Below are 21,149 nucleotides of genomic sequence, written 5' to 3'. Positions count from 1 at the left end.
CAGCCCCTTGAAACGATGACACGCTGCCGCCAAGCCCTTTCTCCTTCTCTGTGCCTGCTGCCGGCACTGCTGGTGCTGGGCACCGCGGCCTTCGCGCAAGCCCAGGCCCGCAACGACGACACCCTGTCGCTGAGCTTCGAAGCGGCCCGCGCCCGCATGCTCGATCGCTCCGACAAGCTGGCCGCGGCCCGCGCGGCGGTCGAGTCGAAGGAACTGCAGGGCCAGGGCCTGAAGGGGCTCGGCGGCCCGACGATCAGCGTCTCGGGGCTGGCCTATGCCTACAACGCGAACCTGAATCTCGACCTCGATCCGCTCAACCAGAAATTCGGGCAGATCGGCTCGGCGCTGCCGTCGTCCATCCAGAGCGTGATCGCGCGCGTGCCGATTCCGCAGCTGCCCAACAGCTACACGCTCAACCGCCACGACACCGGCGCCAACACATCGATCTCGGCCGTGTGGCCGCTCTACGTCGGCGGCGCGACCGATGCTGTGCGCGGCTTCGTCTCGGCCCAGACGCGCGAAGCGCAGGCCGATGCCGAACAAGCCGGCCACGAGGTCGACACGCTGCTGGTGCAGCGCTACTTCGGCGCCCAGCTCGCGCAGCGCGCGGCCACGCTGCGTGCGCAGGCCGAGCGAACGATCGCACAGCATGATTCGGCGGCGCAGAAGATGCTCGCGGCCGGTGTGATCTCGCGCGTCGAGCGGCTGCAGGCCAGCGCCGCGTATGAGGAAGCACGGCGCAATGCGCGCAAGGCCGAGAACGACGCGGCGCTCGCCGCCGTAGCCCTGGCCCGCACGGTGCGTGCCGATGGCAGCGTGACGCCGCAGACGCCGCTCTTTCTCATCAGCACGCCGATCGAACCGCTCGGCTATTTCATCGACTCGGCGCTCACGCGGCACCCGGGCCTGGGCAAGGTCGCGGCCAAGAAGTCGCAGGCCGAGCAATTGCACGAAGGCGAAGAGGCGTTGCGCCGCCCGCAAGTCATTGCCTTCGGCACGCGCGAACTCAAGGGCGGCAACGCAGATTGGGTGGCCGGCCTCGGCGTGCGCTGGACGCTGTACGACTCGGTCGACCGCGACGCCCTGTCGGCTGCTTCACTCAAGCAGGTCGAGCAGGCCGAGCGCACCGACGCTCAGGCGCGCAGCGACATCTCGCTGCTGGTCGAACGCAACTGGCGCGCATTGGAGAACGCGCGCCGCCAATACCTCGAGATGAAGGCCTCGGTGGAGTTGGCGCAAGAGGTCGTGAAGCTGCGCACCTCGGGCTTGCGCGAAGGCACGAGCACCACGCTCGACCTGATCGACGCCGAGACCAACCAGGCCAAGGTGCTGACCGAACGCGCGCAAGCCGCCAACGACTACGTGCAGGCGCTTGCGCAACTGCTCGAAAGCGCGGGCCTTTCCGAAAGGTTTTCCGACTACATCGCGCGTGCCGACGTGAAGGTGAATTGATGATGAGTGCCAAGACCCGAAAACTGATCGCGATACTCGCCGCCCTGCTCGTGCTGGCGGTGCTCGTCTGGGGTTTCTGGCGCGCCTCGCAGCCCGCGCCCGAGGTGTTCCAGGGCCAGATGGAGGCGCGCGAGACCGATGTTGCCGGCAAGGTGACGGCGCGTATCGCCGAAGTGCCGGTGAAGGAAGGGGACCGCATACAGGCCGGCGCGGTGCTGGTGCGCATGGACAGCCCCGAAGTGCGCGCCAAGCTCGCGCAGGCCACTGCCGCCGAACAGGCCGCGCAGGCCGTCGCCGACAAGGCGCAGAACGGCGCCCGCCCGCAGGAGGTCGAGATGGCGCGCATGCAGTGGCAGCGCGCCGAAACCGCGGCCCAGCTGGCGCAGACCTCGTACCGCCGTGTCGACGGACTGGCGCGCGAGGGCCTGGTTGCCGACCAGAAACGCGACGAGGCCGAAGCCAACTGGAAGGCCTCGCGCGACGCCGCCATTGCCGCCAAGGCGCAGTACGACATGGCACGCATCGGCGCCCGCCCCGAGGACAAGACCGCCGCCAGCGCGCAAGCGCGTCAGGTCGCCGGCGTGGTAGCCGAGGCCGAAGCCGCCAAGGCCGAGACCGAGCTGCGCAGCCCCGTCGGGGGCGAGGTGGCCAAGGTGCTGGCCAAGGTCGGCGAGCTGTCGCCGCAGGGCGTGGCCGTGGTCACGGTGGTCGACCTGAGCGACCAGTGGGTGGTGCTCAACGTGCGCGAAGACCGGCTCGCCCGCTTCGCGCTCGGCAACGAATTCGATGCGCGCCTGCCCGCGCTGCCGGAAGACAGGCGCACGGCCCGCTTCAAGGTCTACTACAGCGCAGTGCTGCCCGACTTCGCGACGTGGCGCGCCACGCGCGGCGGCACCGGCTTCGACGTGCGCACCTTCGAGGTCCGCGCGCGGCCGCTCAAGCCCATCGACGGCGCTCGGCCCGGCATGAGCGTGCTGGTCGACTGAGTTAGCGATGAGCCTGCGCGGCTTTTCCGCAGCCAGCGCACGGCGCGAGTTCGCGCTGCTGCGCACGCGCCCCTGGGACCTGGCGATGGTCTCGTGGGTGCCGCTGCTCGCGGTGTTCCTGATCTGGTGGATCTTCTCGGCCGGCCTCCCCGAGCGGCTGCCGATCGGCGTGCTCGACCAGGACCACTCGTCGCTCTCGCGCCAGCTGGTGCGCTTTCTGGACGCCACGCCCGGCCTGCGCGTGGTGCAGCGGTACGGAGACGAAGGCGAGATGGCACGGGCCTTGACCAGCGGCGCGGTCGACGCAGCGGTGCAGTTGCCGCGCGACCTGAGCCGTGACGTCAAGCAGGGCCGCGTCGGGCAGGTCGTGCTGCTGCACAACGCGCAGCTCGGCACGCATTCGAGCCTGATCCAGCGCGACGTGCGCACTGCCGTGGCCACGGTTTCGGGCGGGGTCGAACTCACGGTGCGCAACAAGCGCGGCGAGTCGATGACGGCGGCGCACGTGAGCATGGAGCCGATCAAGGCGAGCATGGTGGCGCTGTTCAACACCTCGACCGACTACGAGCAGTTTCTCGGCGCAGCGCTGATTCCGGCGCTGCTGCACATCCTTGCGATGACGGCCGGCGCCTGGGCCGTGGGGCGCGAGCTGCGCGACCGCAGCATCGGCGAGTGGCTGGGTGCCGCGCCACGATGGCACGAGGCGCTGGCAGCGCTGGCGGGCAAGCTGGTGCTGCCGTTCGCGAGCCTTTCGGCGGTAGCCATCGCGGCGATGCTGTGGATCACCGCGGGTCGCGGGTGGCATCCGGTCGGTTCACTCGGGTGGACGCTGTTTGCGCTGGTTGTGTTCCTGGCGCTGTCGATCGCGCTCGGGGCTTTCGTGGCGGCACTCACGCGTTCACTGCGTACCGCGCTATCGGCCACCGGCTTCATCACTGCGCCGGCCTTCGCGTTCGGTGGCGTGGGCTTTCCGCTGGTCGCGATGCCCTTCTTAGCGCAGATATGGGCCGGCCTGCTGCCCTACACGCACTACATCCGCGTGCAGATGGAGCAGTTGCAGATGGGCGCGCCGGTGGTGTATTCGGTCGCCACGCCGCTGTGGATGGTGCTGGGCGCGGGCGTGCTGCTTGCCGCGTCCGCCGGTGCGCTAGTGCGCGCGGCCGGAGCGCCCGGCAGTTGGGGTGGACGGTGATGACTGACGAACAGCTCCACCTCGGCGCCGCATGGCGCGACACCGCGCTCGCCGTGCTGCGCGACAAGGGCGTGCTGCTGATCATGCTGCTCGCGCCCATCATCTACGGCTTCTTCTACCCGTGGCCCTATGGCACGCAGGCCGTGACGCGCGTGCCGGTGGCAGTGGTCGACCAGGACCACACAGCGCTGTCGCGGCAGATCGCGCGCTTCGCGCTGGCCAATCCGCGGCTCGACGTGCGCATGGTCACGGGAGATGTGCACGAGGCGCAGCAGGCGCTGTGGCGCGGCGACATCGAAGGCTATGCGCTGCTGCCGGCCGACCTCAAGCGCGACGTGCTGCGCGGCACCTCGGCCGTCGTCACCATCGAAGGAAACGGCGCCTATGCGCTGCTGAACAAAGCGGTGCTGTATGGCTTCTCGGAGGCCGTGGGTACGGTGTCGGCCGGGGTCGAGATCCGCAAGCTGCAGGCTGGCGGCCAGAGCGCGATTCAAGCCGCTCGCAGCCGCAGTCCGCTCAACACGCAGCTGGTCGCGCTGTTCAACCCGACCGAAGGCTATGGCAGCTACGTGGTGCCGGCGGTGGCACTGCTGATCCTGCAGCAGACGCTGCTGATGGGCGTGGCGATGCTGGCTGGCACCTGGGCCGAGGCGGGGCGGCTGCGGGCGTCGATGGGAGCCTGGCTGGGCCGGCTGGGGGCGCTCTCGGCGTTCGGCTTTCTGAGCGGGCTCTTTTATTTCGGCTGGGTGTTCTTCTTGCAGGACTACCCGCACGGTGGCAATCCGCTCGGCGCGCTGGTGTTGCTCGCGTTCTACGTGCCGGCGATCTGCACGGTGGGCTTGGTGCTCGGCTGCTGGTTCCGAGACCGCGAGCGGGCCTTGCAGGTGCTGCTGTTCACCGCCCTGCCGATGGCCTTTCTCTCGGGCTTCTCGTGGCCAGTGGAGGCCTTGCCGGGGCCGCTGCAGGCACTGCGCTGGCTCTTCCCGAGCACGGCGGGCATACAGGCCTCGCTGCGGCTCAACCAGATGGGCGCGCCGCTGCATGACGTGCTGCCCTACCTCGGCATGCTGCTGTCGCTGACTCTTGCGGGGCTGCTGGCGCTGTGGCTCGCGGCCACCCAGCGCACCGCCGGGTCGAAGCGCGTCTAGCGCTGGCTCTCGGCCGCCACGGCGCGCACCAGCCGCGTGGCGGGCGCCACCAGTTCGCGCAGGTCGCCCGCGCGGTCCTGCTCGATGGCCTGCAGCACCAGTTCGTTGATGCCGCCGACCACGGTCATTGCCATCTCGCTCGTCAGGTGTACGGCGGGGCCATCCGCGCTGTCGCTGCTGTTGATCGCCACCTGGATGAAGTTGGCGATCTCGTCGTTCACCCGGCGCCGCACCACCAGGCCCGGCATGCCGAGCCCCAGGATCTCGACGAAGAGCGTGCGCAGCAGCACCGGGTCTTGCGCGAGGTAATCGAAGTACGCGGTCATGGCCTGCTCGACCTGCGCATGCCAGGGCTGCACCGGGTCGAAGGCCTCGCTCACCGCCTGCAGCGCGAGCCGGCTGGCGGTTTCGTAGAGTGCGATCAGGCACTCGGTCTTGGTGCTGAAGTGTTCGTAGAAAGTGCGGCGCGACACGGCGGCCTCGCGCACGATGTCGGCAATGGTTGTCTCGGCGTAGCCCTTGGCTGCCACGGCGTGCGCCATGCCCTGCAGCAGACGCTTGTAGTGCTCGCTCCCTGGGCCCTCGGCGGACTTGGAAGGGGCTGCTTTTTCGATGGTTTCGCTCATGAACGGCACATTTTCCTACGTCTCGGTACTTGACAGTACCAATTCACAATTGCAACATGGCGGCATGCGGTACTGATTTGTACCAACCATCCATCCACGCAACCCGTGCTTTTTCCAAGGCTTGCTTCATGACCGATCTCGTTGTCCGCCGCCTTCTGATCGACCTGCAACCGCCCTTTGCCCGCAACTGGTGCGGCGGCGATGCATTCTCGACCGCTTTCTTCAACGCCCTGTCGATGAGTTTCCCTTTCGGCGAGCAGTTCTTCATCGACGCGGTGCGCGACGCCGTCGCCACGCTGCCGGCCGAGGTACAGGAAAAACACAAGGCCGACGTGCGCGGCTTCATCGGGCAGGAAGCCACGCACCGGCGCATTCATTCGCTCTTCAACAACCATCTGGAAAGCCAGGGCCTGGTCGACGGCTGGACGGCGCGCGCCAGCAAGCGCATGGCCCTGATGGAAGAAGCCGACCCACGCCACGCGCTGGCTGTGACGGCGGCCACCGAGCATTTCACGGCGATGTTCGCGGAGTGGCTGCTGGCGCACCCGCAGGTCCTCGACGGCGCCGAGCCCCGGCTGCGCACCATGTGGCTGTGGCACAGCGCGGAAGAGCTGGAGCACAAGAGCGTGGCCTTCGACGTCTACCAGGCCGCGGGTGGCTCCGACGAATGGCGCACGCGCTGGTTCCGCCGCGTGACGATGATGTTCCTGGGCGACCTGATGCACCAGACCATCGACAACCTGCGCCACGAAAAGCAGCTGTGGAAATGGTCGACCTGGAAGAGCGCCGCGCGCATCCTGCTGAGCCGCGACGGCCTGCTGCGCGGCAACCTGGCCGGCTGGCGCAGCTACCTGCGGGCAGACTTCCATCCGATGCAGCAGGACAGCAGCCTGTCGGAGCGCTGGCTGGCGGACAACCGTGCGCAGTACACACCGGTGGGCGCGGCGCCTGAGGCGGCCGCTGCCAGCTGACGGGCAAGAAACTCAGTAGAAATTGGCGCGGTGCGGCGCGCCGCTGCCGGCCTGCTGTTGCTGCTCAGGGCGCAGCGTCAGGTCGTGCAGGGTGTCGAAATCGGACGGAGCATCCGGCACGCGCATCACCACTTCGAGCTCGTGCATCGACGCAACCCAACGGCCGGCTGGCGATTCGGCCGGCTCGTCATTGGCAAACACGCCGTCGCGGATGTAGAAGGTCTCGCCCTCCGGGCGCTCGGCATGCAGCTCGATCAGGCGCGCGATCGAGAAGTTGTACGTCACGAGCTTCTCGCGCGTCTTGCGGTCCTTGCCACCGCAGTTGAACGAGCCTTCGGCGGCGATGACGATGCAGGAGCCGTCTACCCCGCCGTCCATCTCGATCTCGTTGCCCGAGCGCCAGATGGCGTTGGGCAGGCGCACGCGCACCTTGTCGATCACGAGGTCGCGCTGCTTGTTGAGGCTGCCCAGGGGAGGCACCAGCGAACGCAGTTGTCGCAGGCGCTCGGCGAAGTTGTCGTCCATCAGGAATTCGACGTGGTGCGTAGCGCTGCCGGACGAGCGCTTGACCACCTGCATGACCACGTGGCGCGACTTAGCCATGGCAGGGCCCCTTTGCAAGCGTTGAATTCCATGTCCCGCGAGGGGCGTCGACGGTGTGGCTGCAATTCATTGGAAATCGGCTACTAGTAGAACTTTAGATTACATGCAATTACATGCATCATTTGTGTCCAACTGTATAACGATTGCCGACAATGCGGAAGGCCATTCCGTGACTTATGCACGAGGAAATGTCTCCAAAATGCCTCCCCAATGTGCTAGCAGGCGCACTGCCAGCAGCTGGGGTCAATCCCCTATTCGAGGGATTCGTCGAGCGCCTTGCAGGAAGGCGCGCACACGGTCTGGGACTTGCCCAGCACCTGACGAGTACGCAGCTGCGAGCGCACGCGGTGCTTGCCGCACATGAAGCACGACATGGTCGCGCCGCTGAACGACGCCGAGGCGCGGAACGGCGAACCCGGCGTCTTGGACTTGTAACGCAGCCCATCCGCCACCACTGCCGTCTTCACTTCACCCTTCGCCATGCGTCTTGTCCTTGCTGTTCAGTTATGCACTGCGCATTGCGCGTGCAATGGCTTCCCGTGCGCTGATTTCAGCGGCCAGGGAAGCGTCCAACGCCGAGCGGCAAAGCCCGGCATGCTTGTAATTGAGGTTCTCGTAAACCTCGGCCGCGGCCGGATAGGCATCGAGCAGGCGGCCTAGTTCGGCGCCCTGCTCGACGTCCTCGAACTCATGCACGAGGTGCTCGACCACGGAGCGGTACTGCTCTGCGCCTACGGGCACAGGGCTGTGCTCAAGCTTTTCCAGCAGTTGCGCCAGCACGTGGGTCACTGCCAGATCGGTCTTGGGAGACGGATTATCGGTCGTGTTCATGGTTTCCATCTGGGGGCAGCATACGCCTATGCAAGTGGCTGCTCGTATAGGGATGTCTCCGGCTCCCCCGCCTTTTGCGCCGCCTGCATCCGCTGGAGCAGGCTGTGCAGCATCTCGGTCGAGAGCCCGTGGATCACCAGCCGGTGCCCCGCCCGCAGGGTCGACAGGGGCACCAGCGGATGCTTGTTGTTGACCAGGATCAGGTGTTCGGGCGCGTTCAGGAGCGTCGCCGTATAGATGCCGATGGTTTCGTCCAGCTGCAAGGAATTGGCCGCGCGCCAGAAATCGTTGTCCGTGAGCATCAGCTGGTAGAGCGGCGTGAACAGCTCGATGGCGCTCTGCAGGTCGAGAAAATTGAGCTTGCCCTGGGGCATGTCCTCCAGCCGCAGCCCTGGCTCCCTGATCATCGAAAAATCGACCTTCTCCGCCTTGCACAGCGCCACGCCCTTGTCGCGCAGCGCCTTGTTCAGCCGGATCACGAAGTTGAAGAGGTTCAGGTCGTGCTTCAGGAACATCTCGTCCTTCAGCGCGTCGATGTCGGCCGGCTCCAGCGGATTGGTGGCCACCGGAGCCGGCGAATTCCGCCCGATGAAGGCCAGCACCTGCGAGCCCAGGTGAAAGTGCCGCAGGATGAGCCAGTTGGCCTCCGGCGACACGAAGCGCTTCAGCCCCCAGGCCAGAAACCGGTGCAGCAGCATCGAATGCGACCAGTTGCGCGGCACGAACACCTTCACGATCTGGATCAGGATGATCGTCAGCCGCGCGATCGGCCGCAGGAACGGCAGCAGATACTGCCGCGAGCCCGAACTCGAATCGGCCAGCCACGCCGCCTTGACGTTGTCGGGCAGCGGCGTGCTCTGGTCGAGGTACAGCGCGAGCCAGGGGCTGGGGTCGCGCTCGTCGTGCGCCTGCGTCAGGAAATCAGGTGTTCGATCCATGGGGCATACGCTCCGTGATGTGCTGGAACTGCATCAGGTACAGCGCGGCCGTGTGGCGCGCGGTGTCTGTGATCTGGCGGGCGGCGCGCGCCTGCCCTTCCACGGCCATCACCATTTCGACCGCCGTGAGCCAGCGGCTCAGGTGGTGCTCGTCGTTGTGGCCGTGGTACTCGAGAAAACGGAAGGCATCGGGCGGCAGCTTCAGGCTGGCCTTCAGCAGCGGCAACAGCGCCGGCACGATGCGCTGGCCCGTGCCCTCGATGATGTAGATCGCGCCCAGCAGGCCGATCGGGTCGCGCGTGGCGGCCAGGCCGTGCAGATAGGCGTTGAGCGCCTCGCCGCCCGGGTTGCGGCGCAGGTCCTCGATGCGCTCGACCGTGCCGCCCGCCTTGCGGTAATCGCTGAAGAGGATGTTGAAGTCGTTCTGCTCCTCGCCCGCGTGCACGCCGATCAGCGAGGCCAGCACCTGGTACGGCTCGCTCAGCGAGGCCGCGCCTTCGCGCATCCACAGGCTGCCCTCGCGCACCTGCGGCACCCATTGCTCCATCCAGTTCAGGTAGTCGGGCACGGCAAAGCGACGCTCGCGGATCTGGCGGACCAGCGGCGTGCGCCAGACGCGCGAGCGGTAGTCGTGCCAGATGGCGGCCAGCTCGGTGAGCAAGGCGCCGAGTCCTTCGGGTGCGGCGGCCGGGTCATGCGGAGGCGCAATGACGAGGTCGTCGTCGGGCACCGCTGCCGCGCGGGGCGCAACCACCACGGGCGCCGCATCGGCTGCCTCCACTTCGAGCAGCATGTACGCCGCCATGAAGCGCCCCGATTCCGGCACGTAGCAGAAGATCTGCTCGCCGGGCTTCAACGCCTTGGTGTGCAGGAACTCAGCCAGCATCACGAGGATTGACGCCGCCCCGGTGTTGCCGCGCCATGCGAGGTTGCTCCACCAGCGCTCGCGCGGAATCGACAGGTCGGCCTTCGCCATCAGGTCCTCGACCACCGGGATGAATTTCTCCGACGAGTAATGGCACAGGAAGTGATCGACCCGCTTCGGATCGACCCAGCCGTCCCGCACCAGCCCCGCGTATTCGTGGATGCCGATGTCGAACAGATGCGGCAGCAGGCGTATGTCCTGCCGCAGCGACAAGGCGCCCGCCGCTTCGGCCTCGGCCCAGGAGCCGAAGTCGAGGTGGCCACGCGCGCGGTCTTCGGTCAGGCCCAGCTGCATGCAGACCGGGTAGTCGCCCGAGAACGCACGTTGATGCACCCACTTCAGCTTCAGGCGCAACCCAGGCGCGCCGGCCAGTGCGGGCGTGCCGTCGGACAGCAGCAAGGCGCCCGCGCCATCCGACAGCATCCAGCGTAGAAAGTGCGAGTCGAAGTCGGTTTCATAGCCGCGCGCCGCGAAGCGCGAGCGCTTGAAGAGGCGCGACGGCATCTCGCTCGCCACCGCCATCGCCGAGCGGTGCGCGCCCAGCTCGATGCCCTGCGCGGCAGTCTGGATCGCCGACACGCCTGCCGCGCAGATGCCGTGCACCGAATGCGTTTCCATCGGCTGCGCCGCCAGTTCGCCCTGGATCATGTTGGCGAATCCCGGCATCAGCGTGTCTCCGCCCGACGAGCCGCTGGCCAACAGCGACACGCGCGACAGCTCCGCACCGCCCCGCCGCAGGCAGTCGCGGATCGCGCCGGCCGCCAGCTGCGCGTTGGTGTGCTGCGTCACGCCTTCCGCATCGATGGCGTAGTGCCGCGTGAGGATGCCGTTCTCCGCCAGGATGCGCCGCTTGATGCGCTCCGACATGCGGTTCAGCGGCGCGATGTACGCGTCCATGCGGTCGTTGGGAATGGGCTCGCCCGGCATGAAGTAACCGGCGCTTTCGAGATAGACGCGTTGGAATGAGACAGGCATGGTTCAGGTGATGGATGAATCGGGAGGCATCAGCGAGCGGCTGCGAAAACGCGGCCACACGGTCCCCAGCACGAACACGCGCACCATGTACGGCACCAGCCCGCCCTCGTTGAGCACAGGATCCACCCGCGCGCGGTAACGCGTGCGATGCAGATGCGTGAGCTCGGACCAATGGGCATGCGGGTTCTCGTGGTGTGCGGTGTGCAGGCCGATGTTGAACAGCAAGGGGTTCACCAGCCCCTCGAAATTGCGGGCGTAGTTCAGCTGGCTACCCGAGGTATCGCCCGGCGCCTCCTTGCGCACGGGTTTTCGGCCGTCGGCGTGCGCGTGCTGCAGGTAGTTGGTCGCCAGCAGCCAGTGCAGGCCATGCAGCTGCGGCACGATCACAAACAGCAGAGCCTTGCGCCAATCGAGCGCCAGCAGCACCGTCCAGCTGACCAGCCACAGCACGTACTGCGCCATGCAGTAGCGCCATGCGCCGCGCCGATGCTTCCGCAGCCGCGCCAGCCACGCGAAGAACACCGGCATCAGCACCCACACGGCCTGGAACGGATGCAGCAGATAGCCCCGCAGATGATTGGTGTCGCCACCGAAGCGGTAAGTGCGCGCCACGTCCCTCGGCCCGTGCCGGTGGCGATGATGGTTGGCCACGTGCGCGGGCCAGAACACGAAGGTCGGGTGGCCCTGCAGCAGCGTGATCCAGAAATCCGTCAGCCGGTTCATGCGCCGCCCGCGCCACATGCGCAGGTGCACGTGGTTGTGATGGATCACGCCGACGCCGAGCGTCAGGAACAGCATCAGCCCATACAGCAGCGCGTTGAAGCCGTGGAGCCATTGCCACGCCGCCAGCGCAGGCAAGGCGGCGAGGTAGGCAAGGCTCTGCCAGTCGCGCCAGTGGCGCAGCCCCGGCAGGCGACGGCTCGCGTCAGGCCGCGGTCGCGCCATGCTTCTTTCGGAAAGCCTGCAGCACCGGCTCTGCCGCATCGGCCGCAATGCGCGTCCTGAAGAGCCGATCCATGAACGTGAACTGGAAACCGTAGTTGCCGTTGTGCACGGCATGGTGCAGATGGTGCCGGCGGCTTGCCGCGAACCAGTGGCTGTACGACACGCCCGTGAAGAAGTCGTAGTTCGAATGCCCGATGCAGTTGAAGAACAGGCTGAACACCGGCACCGCAGCCAGCGACCAGAAGCTGAAGTCGTGCACCACCATCGGCAGCAGGATCACGTTGCCGAGCATCAGCGCCTCGACGGGATGGAAGCTGTAGGTCGCCCAGGGCGTAGTCACGAACGAGCGGTGATGCGGCCCGTGAAAGCGCCGCAGCCAGCGCGTGTGCAGCAATCGGTGGTTGATCCAGAAATGCACGTCGTTCCAGAACGCGAGCCCGAGGATCTCGACCGCGATCTGCCGCCACCCCGCATCGCCGTCGAGCCGCGCCCAGCCAAGCTGAAGCAGCCCCCACGGAAACACCATGCCCAGCCCGAAGATCAGCACCGACACGCCCGACTGCCCCAGCTCGCGCCGCAGTTGCCCCGGCTGCAGCGGCCGCGGATCGAGTTCGCGCCCGATGCCCAGCGCCGGCAACACGCGCTTCGTCAGCAGCCACGTGATGCCGCCGAAGCCGAGATAGATACCGCCGAAAAAAAGCACGCCCCACAGCATGACCTGCGGGGCGGACAACGAAGTGAAGGTCTGCGCCATCCCCCGAGGCTACAACAGCATCTCGGGAACGATCGGCGCTATGAGCATGTTGTAGAAGCGCTGGAAGAAGCTCGACTCCGGCTCCGAGGTCAGGATCACTTCTTTCTCGCCGTCGTTCGTCAGCCATTGCAGCGTGCCGGTGTCCTTGGCCAGCCGCAGCCGGTAGGAGTTCTGCAGCTTGCTGATGTTGATGACGCGCATCATCTCGCGCGCCAGCTGCGGGCTGTCGACCACCAGCCCCATCTCGGTGTTCTGGCTGGCCGAGCGCGGGTCGAGGTTCATCGAGCCGATGAAGATGCGTGTCTTGTCGATGGCCGCGGTCTTGGCATGCAGCCGCCCGAGCGACTTGCCGAACATGCCGAAGCGCTCGCCTGCGCTGGTGCGCTGCGGGCTCAGCTCGTACAGGTCGGCCCCGCCTTGCAACAGCCGCTCGCGATAGCGCGCGTAACCGGTGTGCACCAGCGGCTCGTCGTTGGCAGCCAGCGAATTGGTCAGCAGCGTGAGCTTGACCTTGCGCCGGGTCAGGTCCTCGAAGGCCTCCATGCCGCGCTCGCCTGGCACCAGGTACGGCGAGGTCATGTCGACCTCGGTCTTGGCGTCGAGCAGCAGCGCCCAGACCTTCATCGTCACGCTGGTGGAGATGGCCTCGTCGGCTGTCATGGTCGCGGGCTTGGTGGGCGGGTCGGCGATGGCACGGGCCTCGCCCCACAGCAGGCCCATGCGGCCGCCGTCGAGCTCTTCGGCGATGGGGCCGTAGCCGAGGATGTCGGACGGCGGCAGCACGATCTTCGGCGGCGGCGCGGCCATGCCCACCCAGCTGTCGAAGTCGGTGCCGGTCGGCTTGCGGCCGCCCTCGCCCGTCACGATGTCGGCAATGGGCCAGACCTGTTCGCTGTTCCAGTAGGCGTCGAAGATCGATTCGAGCTGCGGCACCACCTTGCCGACCACCAGCGCGTCCATGTCGATGAAGTTCTGCGCCTCGCTCAGCACGAAATACTCGTCGGCGATGTTGCGCCCGCCCACCACCGCCATCACGCCGTCGGCAATGAAGAGCTTGTTGTGCATGCGGTGGTTGAGTCGCGGAATCTCCCACGGCGACGCCGCAAAGCGCGAGAGGAAACCGTTGCGCCCGCAGCAGAACGGGTTGAACAGGCGCACGTCGACATTGGGCGTCTCGGACAGCGCCAGCAGCAACTGCTGACTCTTCACTGTGTACAGGTCGTCCACCAGCACCCTCACCTTCACGCCCCGGCCCGCGGCCTCGCGCAGCGTGCGCAATAGCAGGCGGCCAACGGCATCGTTCTCGAGCTGGTAGTACTGCACCACCAGCGAGCGCTGGGCCCGCTGGGCCAGCTGGATGCGCGCATCGAGCGAGTACACGCCCAGGGGCATCAGCCGGAAGCCCGAGTGCTCGTCGGGCGGCGTGGAGGCGGCGACGATCTTCGCCAGCGTGGTCGATGGGTCGGCCGAGGCGGCGAACTCGGCGGGCCGCTCCCGCGCCGGCGGCAGCGAGCCGCAGGCGCCGAGTGCCGCTATCAGGACGCCCGCGAGCGCGATGCGCAGAAACGAGAGCCAGGTGTTCATGATGGTTCGCCCATTGCTTGGTGCTTCCCGCCGTTTTTCGGTTGTTGTGTTCAATACGCCGGCCAGCCCGCGCCGGTTTCAAAGGCCCATTCAGGGGATGCTCAAGCCTAGAATTCGCTCCACATCGCTCGGAGTTACATCATGGCTCGTTCGCACCTCCATCGCATCGCATGGATGACGATTTTTGCAGCCCTTGCCCACCCCGCCTGGGCCGCCCTGGACATCGGCGACCCCGTGCCCAAGTTCACCGCCAACGCCGCCCTGGGCGGCAAGACCTTCCGCTACTCGCTGGCCGACGCGCTCGCCAAGGGACCGGTGGTGTTGTACTTCTTTCCTGCGGCAGATTCCAACGACTGCTCGATCGAGGCCCACGCCTTCGCCGAAGCCGTCGACCAGTTCGCCGCGCTGGGCGCCACCGTGATCGGCGTCTCGGCGGACGACATAGGTACCCTGTCGAAGTTCTCGGTCAAGTCCTGCCAGAGCCGATTTCCGGTGGCGTCGGACGAGAACAAGACCGTGATCCAGGGTTTCGACGCGCTGATGCAGACACGGCCGGACTTCGCCAACCGCCTGTCGTACGTGATTTCGCCGGACGGCAAGGTCGCCTACTACTACCAGAACCTGAATCCGGACAAGCACGTGGAGCGCATGTTGAATGCCGTGAAGGCGCTGCCGAAGGCCACCGCCGCCAAGTAGACACGAGCAGAGGGACGCCGGGCCGCCCGGCCACGGATTGCGCGTGCTTCGCGCAAAATCCAGCCCCATGCAGCTCAACTACATCGCCAACGCGGACGTCCCGTCCTCCTCCGGCCGCACCCTGCCGGTCATCGATCCTTCCGACGGCCAGGCCTTCGACGAAATCCAGCGCAGCAATGCCGCCGACATCGACTCCGCCGTGCGCGCCGCGCGCGACTGCTTCGAGGGTGTGTGGCACAAGGTCAGCGCCGCCGACCGCAGCCGCCTGCTCTACAAGCTCTCGCAAAAGATCGCCGAGCACGTCGACGAACTGGCGCTCATCGAGCAGCGCGACTGCGGCAAGCCTGTCAAGCAGGCGCGTGCCGACGCGGTGGCGCTGGTGCGCTACTTCGAGTTCTATGCCGGCGCCTGCGACAAGCTGCACGGCGAGACCATCCCCTACCAGGACGGCTACAGCGTCTTCACCTGGCGCGAGCCGCACGGCGTTACCGGCCACATCATTCCGTGGAACTACCCGATGCAGATCTTCGGGCGCAGCGTGGGCGGCGCCCTGGCGGCGGGCAACGTGTGCGTGGTGAAGCCGGCCGAAGACGCCTGCCTCTCGTTGATCCGCGTGGCGCAGCTGGCGGCTGAAGTCGGCTTTCCGGCCGGCGCGCTCAACATCGTGACGGGCTACGGCCATGAAGTGGGCGACGCGCTCGCGCGGCACGAAGGCATCGACCACATCAGCTTCACCGGCAGCCCGAAGATCGGCACGCTGATCCAGCAGGTGGCAGCCGAGCGGCATTGCCCTGTCACGCTGGAGCTGGGCGGCAAGAGCCCGCAGATCATCTTTGCGGACGCCGACCTCGACGCGGCCATTCCCGTTGTCATCAACGCGATCGTGCAGAACGCCGGCCAGACCTGCTCGGCCGGCTCGCGGGTGCTGATCCAGCGCGGCATCTACGAGCCGCTGCTCGAGCGCCTGGGCCACGCCTTCGAAGCCCTGCGCGTCGGCCCCGCGGCCATGGACCTCGACGTGGGCCCGCTGATCCGCCAGACGCAGCAGCAGCGCGTGTGGGACTTCCTGAGCGACGCGCAGCATGCCGGCATCCCGATGGTGGCGCAGGGCATCGTGGTCGAGGAAGCGCCCGAGACCGGCTTCTACCAGGCGCCCACCCTGCTGCGCGACGTGCCGGTCGGGCATCGACTGGCGCAGGAAGAAGTGTTCGGCCCGGTGCTGGCCGCGATGTCCTTCACCGACGAAGACGAAGCGGTCGCGCTCGCCAATGCCACGCAGTTCGGCCTGGTGGCGGGCGTGTGGACCGCCGACGGTTCGCGCCAGTTCCGCATGGCCAAGCGCGTGCGCAGCGGCCAGGTGTTCATCAACAACTACGGCGCGGGCGGAGGCGTCGAGCTGCCCTTCGGCGGCGTGAAGTCCTCAGGCTACGGACGTGAGAAGGGCTTCGAGGCGCTGTACGGTTTCACCACGCTGAAAACCGTCGCCGTCAAGCACGGCTGACCGCGCGGGGCTGGTCAGGCCAGCGCGGTGTCCAGCAGCATCATCAGCACGAAGCCGATCATCAGCCCGCTCGTGGCAAAGGCTTCGTGCCCCTTGCGGTGCGACTCGGGAATGATCTCGTGGCTGATCACGAACAGCATCGCGCCTGCCGCAAAGCCAAGTCCCCAGGGCAGCAGCATCGCCGAATGGCCGACCACGGCCGCGCCCAGCACCGCACCCAGCGGCTCCACCAGCCCCGAGGCCATGCCGATCAGCACCGCGAACATGCGGCTGTAGCCGGCGGCCAGCAGCGCCACCGCGACCACCAGGCCCTCGGGCACGTCCTGGATTGCGATGCCGGTGGCCAGCGCGTCGGCGCGCAGCCCGTTGTTGGCCGCATAGCCCACGCCAATGGCCAGGCCTTCGGGCACGTTGTGCAGCGCGATCGCAAACACGAAGAGCCAGGTGCGGCGCAACTGCCTGGCGGCCTGGCCTTCGCGGCCCTTGATGAAGTGTTCGTGCGGCAGCACGCGGTCCATCAGCATCAGCACGATGCCGCCGAGCAGGATGGCGGAGCCGATCACCCCGCCCGCCGCCCAGTTGCCGCCGCCGAACACGCCCACATTCTTTGCGGCCTCCAGGCCCGGGATGATCAGCGAGAAGGCGCTGGCCGCCAGCATCACGCCGGCGCCGAAGCCGAACAGCGTGTCCTGCAGCCGCTCCGGGAGCTTCTGCGAGAACAGCACCGGCAGCGTGCCGAGCGCGGTCGCCAGCGCGGCGACCGAGCCGCCTAGCAAGGCATTCCATACCAGCGGGTCGCCGCGAACGAACTGCCAGAACTGCAACACGCCCACCAACACGCCGGCCGCGACGATGGCGAAGCCGACCCACTCGCGCATCGGGCGGGCCTGCCTGGGTTGCCGTCCTGCCATCGTGCCCTGCTGCGGCTCGTTCATGGGCCTGCTCCTCAGCCGCCGGTCGCGGCGGCGTGACGCCGGGCCACCTCGGCCCAGTTCACGACGTTGTAGAAGGCCGCGATGTATTCGGGACGGCGGTTCTGGTACTTGAGATAGTAGGCGTGCTCCCATACGTCGAGTCCGAGGATCGGCGTGTTGCCAGAGCCGATACCGCGCATCAGCGGGCTGTCCTGGTTGCCGCTGCTCTCCACGGCGAGCTTGCCGCCGGGGCCTGCCGACAGCCACGCCCAGCCACTGCCGAAGCGCGTGAGGGCGGCCTTGGTGAAGGCCTCCTTGAAGGCGTCGAAACCGCCCAGGCCGGTGTCGATGGCTTTCGCGAGCGCCCCAGTAGGCGTGCCGCCACCGCCCTGCCCGACTGGCGCCATCACGGTCCAGAACAGGCTGTGGTTGGCGTGCCCGCCGCCGTTGTTGCGCACCGGCGCGCGCAGCGCCTCGGGCAGCTGCTCGACGTTGGCGATCAGTTCTTCGACCGGCGTTCCCTCGTGCGGCGTGTCTTTCAGGGCCGCATTGAGGTTGTTCACATAGGTCTGGTGGTGCTTGCCGTGGTGGATTTCCATCGTCTGCGCGTCGATGTGCGGTTCGAGCGCATCGAAGGCATAGGGCAAGGCTGGCAGGGTGTACGGCACGGTCGAAAAAGCTCCTTGGTTGGAAGAGCCCTTTGCGTTGTCGACGTGTTGCGTACTCAGGCGCCTAAATGATAGGAATTCTCATTGTCCATGTCAAGACATCTGCGGCAGAGATGGCGCAAACCGGCCATTTCAGGAAGCTTTCGGCAACGATAGATACACTGCGCTGCGGCACGTTTCCTGGGAGATTTCCAACGATGAAGCTCAAGAGCATCCTTCCCTTCGCCCTGCTCGCCTGCGCCGGCCTCGCCGCCGCGCAGACCGCCACGCCGCCGGCCGGCGACTACATCTACGAACGGGGCAGCGGCTCGCTGCGCGTCAAGCCCGACGGGCACTTCGACATCACCACCATCGGCGCCAACGCACACACCTGCGCACTCGACGGCACCATCGTGCGCGGCAAGGCCAAGCTCGACGACTCGGCGTGTGTGGTGAACTTCGCGGTCAACGCCGACAAGGTGCAGGTCACGACCAACGGCGCGGATCAATGCCGCGACAACTGCGGCGCGCGCGCCGGCTTCGAGGGCACCTACACCCGCCCCATCCCCGCCTGCACCGACAAGGCCGTGGCCAACTCGCGCAAGACCTTCAAGCGCCAGTACGACGCGAAGGACTACGCTGCCGCGCAGACCACCCTCGCGCCCGTGCTCTCGGACTGCGACAAGACCCTCGACTGGATCACCAAGGCCTGGCTGCGCAACGACCTCGCGCTCACGCAGTTCAAGCTCAACGACCGCGCCGCCTGCCTCAAGACCCTGCAGCCGCTGGCCGAGGACGCCGACCGCACCGACGACGGCATCAAGGACAACTACCCGCCGGCCGACGCCGAGATCTTCCTGCCCGTGGTCCGCGCCACCCGCACGAACCTGAAGCTCTGCCGCGGATAGCCCGCAGCCGCCCACGAGAGGCGGCACAGGTTTTCCATTCACAACAAGACGGAGACAACACCATGAGATTCCTGAAGCGCGGCCTGCGCGCGGCCGTGCTCGGCCTGGCCCTTCCCCTGCTGGCGGCGGCGCAATCGCTGCCGACAGCCAGGCCCGAACAGGTCGGTCTCTCGACCGGGCGCCTGCAGATGCTCACCGACGTGCTCAAGGCCGACGTGGCCGCCGGCAAGATTCCGGGCGCGGTGCTGCTGGTGGCGCGCCAGGGCAAGGTCGCGTGGTTCGAGCCGGTCGGCAAGCTCGACCCTGTGGCCGGCACTCCAATGCCGCGCGACGGCATCTTCCGCATCTACTCGATGAGCAAGCCCATCACCACGGTGGCCGCGATGATGCTGGTGGAAGACGGCCGCCTGAAGCTCGACGACCCGATCTCGACGTACCTGCCCGAGTTCGCCACCATGACGGTGGGCGTCGAGAAGCCCGGCGCCGACGGCAAGCCGGTGCTCGACACCGTGCCCGCGCGTCGCCCGATCACCGTGCAGGACCTGATGCGCCACACATCGGGCCTGACCTACGGCTTCTTCGGCCCGGGCCTCGTGAAGCAGGCCTACAACGCCGCCGACCTGGGCGCCGGCGACCCGACGCTGGCCGAGTTCTCCCAGCGCCTTGCCAAGCTGCCGCTGGCCTACCAGCCCGGCACGACCTGGGAGTACAGCCAGTCGACCGACATCCTCGGCCGCGTGATCGAGGTGGTGTCGGGCCAGTCGCTCTACCAGTTCGAGAAAACCCGGCTGCTCGACCCGCTGGGCATGAAGGACACCAGCTACTACGTGCCAGAACCGGCGCGCCAGCCGCGCATTGCCGAGCCGCTGGCCAGCGACCGCAGCTTCGGCGTGGGCGCCGAGTTCAACGACCCGCGCGTCGTGCGCAAGTACGAATCGGGCGGCGGCGGACTGGTGTCGACAGCGAACGACTACGCGCGCTTCCTGCAGATGCTGCTCAACGGCGGCTCGCTCGACGGCAAGCGCTACCTCGGCCCGCGCACCATCGCGCTGATGACCGCCGACCATTCCAATGCGGGCGCCGGCATCGTGCCCGGCCCGCTCTACCTGCCGGGCCCGGGCTACGGCTTCGGCCTGGGCTTTGCCGTGCGCCGCAACGACGGCGAGGCGCCCTACCCGTCGGCCGGCGGTGAATACAACTGGGGCGGCGCGGGCGGCACCTACATGTGGGTCGACCCGAAGAACGAGATGTTCGTCGTGCTCATGCTGCAGTCGCCAAAGTACAGAACACATTACAGAACATTGACCCGGGACATGATTTATGCGGCGGTGATCAAGTAGCCTCCGATTCACAGGCCCTTGGGGCCTGGCGCAAAATCGGAGCCCCCTTCCACGAAGCCATGAAGAACAGCAGCAGCACCGTCATCCCGATCTCCGCGGTCGGCCGCGCACGCCCCGTCGTGGCTGTACCAGAGATTGCCGTGCCCGCCACGGGGTTGCTGCTCGACCGCCTGGGCCGGCCCATGACCGACCTGCGCATCAGCGTGACCGACCGCTGCAACTTCCGCTGCAGCTACTGCATGCCGAAGGATGTGTTCGACAAGGACTACAAGTACCTGCCGCACAGCGCGCTGCTGAGCTTCGAGGAAATGACGCGGCTGGCCCGCCTGTTCGCCGCCCACGGCGTGCGCAAGATCCGACTGACCGGCGGCGAGCCGCTGCTGCGCAAGAACATCGAAGGGCTCATCGAACAACTCGCCGAGATCCGCACACCCGCTGGCGAACCGCTGGCGCTGACGCTCACCACCAACGGCTCGCTGCTCGCGCGCAAGGCCGGCGCACTCAAGGCTGCCGGCCTGCAGCGCGTGACGGTGAGCCTCGACAGCCTCGACGACGCCGTCTTCCGCCACATGAACGACGTCGACTTTCCGGTGGCCGACGTGCTCGCCGGCATCGACGCGGCAATCGCCGCTGGCCTCGGCCCCATCAAGGTCAACATGGTGGTCAAGCGCGGCGCCAACGATCAAGAAATCTTGCCGATGGCCCGCTACTTCCGCACGCACCACGGCGGCAAGGTGGTGCTGCGCTTCATCGAGTACATGGACGTGGGCGCCACCAACGGCTGGCGCATGGACGAAGTGCTGCCCTCGGCCGACGTCATCGCGCGCATCCATGCCGAATTTCCGCTGGTGCCGCTCGAAGCCGCCACGCCCGGCGAAACCGCCCAGCGCTGGGCCTATGCCGACGGCACCGGCGAAATCGGCGTGATCAGCAGCGTCACCCAGGCCTTCTGCCACGACTGCAGCCGCGCGCGCCTGTCGACCGAAGGCAAGCTCTACCTCTGCCTCTTCGCAAGCGCCGGCCACGACCTGCGCCCACTGCTGCGCGGCACCGCCAGCGACGACGACATCTCCTCGACCATCGGCCACATCTGGCAGGGCCGCGCCGACCGCTATTCGGAGCTGCGCGCCCTGCACGGTCCGGACGACGACAGCGGCGATGCCGGCGACAAGGCCCCGCGCCGCGTCGAGATGAGCTACATCGGCGGATGACG

Annotated in this window: 21 protein-coding genes; 10 read left to right on the top strand and 11 right to left on the bottom strand. The window is 67.2% G+C overall.

What is annotated here, in order from left to right:
* The first annotated feature begins 15 nt into the window (after positions 1 to 15).
* The 4 genes from AC07O3_RS02255 to AC07O3_RS02240 are packed head-to-tail and all read left to right on the top strand — an operon-like array spanning position 16 to position 4,778.
* Complete coding sequence (locus AC07O3_RS02255; protein WP_495338480.1) at positions 16 to 1,452, top strand: TolC family protein; 1,437 nt, start codon at positions 16 to 18, stop codon at positions 1,450 to 1,452.
* Positions 1,452 to 2,438 (top strand): HlyD family secretion protein, encoded by a 987-nt coding sequence (locus AC07O3_RS02250; RefSeq protein ID WP_093074912.1) that lies wholly within the window; start codon positions 1,452 to 1,454, stop codon positions 2,436 to 2,438. The genes AC07O3_RS02255 and AC07O3_RS02250 overlap by 1 nt, the downstream gene beginning before the upstream one ends.
* Before the next feature lie 7 nt (positions 2,439 to 2,445).
* Positions 2,446 to 3,630 carry an ABC transporter permease gene (locus AC07O3_RS02245; RefSeq protein ID WP_495338479.1) on the top strand — a complete coding sequence of 395 codons (1,185 nt, stop codon included), beginning with the start codon at positions 2,446 to 2,448 and terminating at the stop codon, positions 3,628 to 3,630.
* A complete protein-coding gene (locus AC07O3_RS02240; RefSeq protein WP_495338478.1) occupies positions 3,630 to 4,778 on the top strand; it encodes an ABC transporter permease in 1,149 nt (382 codons plus the stop codon). Before AC07O3_RS02245 ends, AC07O3_RS02240 begins: the two co-directional genes overlap by 1 nt.
* Here the strand turns inward: AC07O3_RS02240 and AC07O3_RS02235 are convergent.
* Positions 4,775 to 5,404, bottom strand: a complete 630-nt coding sequence (locus AC07O3_RS02235; protein WP_093074921.1) for a TetR/AcrR family transcriptional regulator — start codon at positions 5,402 to 5,404, stop codon at positions 4,775 to 4,777. The two genes, AC07O3_RS02240 and AC07O3_RS02235, sit on opposite strands and share 4 nt — an antisense overlap.
* 128 nt (positions 5,405 to 5,532) lie before the next feature.
* Between AC07O3_RS02235 and AC07O3_RS02230 the strand changes: the two genes are divergently transcribed.
* The gene (locus AC07O3_RS02230) at positions 5,533 to 6,375 is read left to right on the top strand and encodes a metal-dependent hydrolase (RefSeq protein ID WP_354336002.1); all 843 of its coding nucleotides are present in this window, start codon (positions 5,533 to 5,535) and stop codon (positions 6,373 to 6,375) included.
* A gap of 12 nt (positions 6,376 to 6,387) precedes the next feature.
* Here the strand turns inward: AC07O3_RS02230 and AC07O3_RS02225 are convergent, their stop codons facing one another.
* The 8 genes from AC07O3_RS02225 to AC07O3_RS02190 form a co-directional block, all read right to left on the bottom strand.
* Positions 6,388 to 6,978 (bottom strand): hypothetical protein, encoded by a 591-nt coding sequence (locus AC07O3_RS02225; protein WP_093054383.1) that lies wholly within the window; start codon positions 6,976 to 6,978, stop codon positions 6,388 to 6,390.
* Positions 6,979 to 7,229: 251 nt separating this feature from the next.
* Entirely contained in the window at positions 7,230 to 7,460 is a 231-nt protein-coding gene (locus tag AC07O3_RS02220) for a hypothetical protein (protein ID WP_007836713.1), read from the bottom strand.
* Between the two features lie 22 nt (positions 7,461 to 7,482).
* Positions 7,483 to 7,818 carry a hypothetical protein gene (locus AC07O3_RS02215; RefSeq protein ID WP_093054381.1) on the bottom strand — a complete coding sequence of 112 codons (336 nt, stop codon included), beginning with the start codon at positions 7,816 to 7,818 and terminating at the stop codon, positions 7,483 to 7,485.
* 17 nt (positions 7,819 to 7,835) lie between these two features.
* Entirely contained in the window at positions 7,836 to 8,747 is a 912-nt protein-coding gene (locus tag AC07O3_RS02210; RefSeq protein WP_093054379.1) for a DUF6999 family protein, read from the bottom strand.
* Positions 8,731 to 10,647 carry an iron-containing redox enzyme family protein gene (locus AC07O3_RS02205; protein ID WP_495338477.1) on the bottom strand — a complete coding sequence of 639 codons (1,917 nt, stop codon included), beginning with the start codon at positions 10,645 to 10,647 and terminating at the stop codon, positions 8,731 to 8,733. The genes AC07O3_RS02210 and AC07O3_RS02205 overlap by 17 nt, the downstream gene beginning before the upstream one ends.
* Before the next feature lie 3 nt (positions 10,648 to 10,650).
* On the bottom strand, positions 10,651 to 11,592 hold the full coding sequence (locus AC07O3_RS02200) for a fatty acid desaturase (protein WP_495338476.1): 942 nt from the start codon (positions 11,590 to 11,592) through the stop codon (positions 10,651 to 10,653).
* On the bottom strand, positions 11,573 to 12,346 hold the full coding sequence (locus AC07O3_RS02195) for a sterol desaturase family protein (protein ID WP_093054373.1): 774 nt from the start codon (positions 12,344 to 12,346) through the stop codon (positions 11,573 to 11,575). The genes AC07O3_RS02200 and AC07O3_RS02195 overlap by 20 nt, the downstream gene beginning before the upstream one ends.
* A 9-nt stretch (positions 12,347 to 12,355) precedes the next feature.
* On the bottom strand, positions 12,356 to 13,930 hold the full coding sequence (locus tag AC07O3_RS02190; protein WP_495338475.1) for a phospholipase D family protein: 1,575 nt from the start codon (positions 13,928 to 13,930) through the stop codon (positions 12,356 to 12,358).
* Between the two features lie 141 nt (positions 13,931 to 14,071).
* On the opposite strand from AC07O3_RS02190, the gene AC07O3_RS02185 reads away from it, so the two are divergent.
* Both AC07O3_RS02185 and AC07O3_RS02180 read left to right on the top strand, forming a co-directional pair.
* A complete protein-coding gene (locus AC07O3_RS02185) occupies positions 14,072 to 14,626 on the top strand; it encodes a peroxiredoxin (protein ID WP_093054369.1) in 555 nt (184 codons plus the stop codon).
* A 67-nt stretch (positions 14,627 to 14,693) separates the two neighbouring features.
* On the top strand, positions 14,694 to 16,127 hold the full coding sequence (locus AC07O3_RS02180; RefSeq protein WP_093074954.1) for an aldehyde dehydrogenase family protein: 1,434 nt from the start codon (positions 14,694 to 14,696) through the stop codon (positions 16,125 to 16,127).
* 14 nt (positions 16,128 to 16,141) lie between these two features.
* Here the strand turns inward: AC07O3_RS02180 and AC07O3_RS02175 are convergent, their stop codons facing one another.
* Together AC07O3_RS02175 and AC07O3_RS02170 are read right to left on the bottom strand one after the other, a co-directional pair.
* Positions 16,142 to 17,062 (bottom strand): ZIP family metal transporter, encoded by a 921-nt coding sequence (locus tag AC07O3_RS02175; protein WP_495338474.1) that lies wholly within the window; start codon positions 17,060 to 17,062, stop codon positions 16,142 to 16,144.
* An 11-nt stretch (positions 17,063 to 17,073) separates the two neighbouring features.
* The gene (locus AC07O3_RS02170) at positions 17,074 to 17,709 is read right to left on the bottom strand and encodes a superoxide dismutase (RefSeq protein ID WP_495338473.1); all 636 of its coding nucleotides are present in this window, start codon (positions 17,707 to 17,709) and stop codon (positions 17,074 to 17,076) included.
* Positions 17,710 to 17,906: 197 nt separating this feature from the next.
* On the opposite strand from AC07O3_RS02170, the gene AC07O3_RS02165 reads away from it, so the two are divergent.
* The 3 genes from AC07O3_RS02165 (at position 17,907) to moaA (ending at position 21,147) form a co-directional block, all read left to right on the top strand.
* Complete coding sequence (locus AC07O3_RS02165; RefSeq protein ID WP_093054363.1) at positions 17,907 to 18,596, top strand: hypothetical protein; 690 nt, start codon at positions 17,907 to 17,909, stop codon at positions 18,594 to 18,596.
* 62 nt (positions 18,597 to 18,658) lie between these two features.
* A complete protein-coding gene (locus AC07O3_RS02160; RefSeq protein WP_495338472.1) occupies positions 18,659 to 19,936 on the top strand; it encodes a serine hydrolase domain-containing protein in 1,278 nt (425 codons plus the stop codon).
* 59 nt (positions 19,937 to 19,995) lie between these two features.
* Positions 19,996 to 21,147 carry a GTP 3',8-cyclase MoaA gene (gene moaA / locus AC07O3_RS02155; protein WP_495338471.1) on the top strand — a complete coding sequence of 384 codons (1,152 nt, stop codon included), beginning with the start codon at positions 19,996 to 19,998 and terminating at the stop codon, positions 21,145 to 21,147.
* The last annotated feature ends 2 nt before the right edge of the window (positions 21,148 to 21,149 follow it).

This window comes from Variovorax sp. GW821-FHT09D05, from assembly GCF_059416325.1.
The sequence above is the reverse complement of the archived record's forward strand: the minus strand, read 5'-3'. Positions and strand labels throughout refer to the sequence as shown.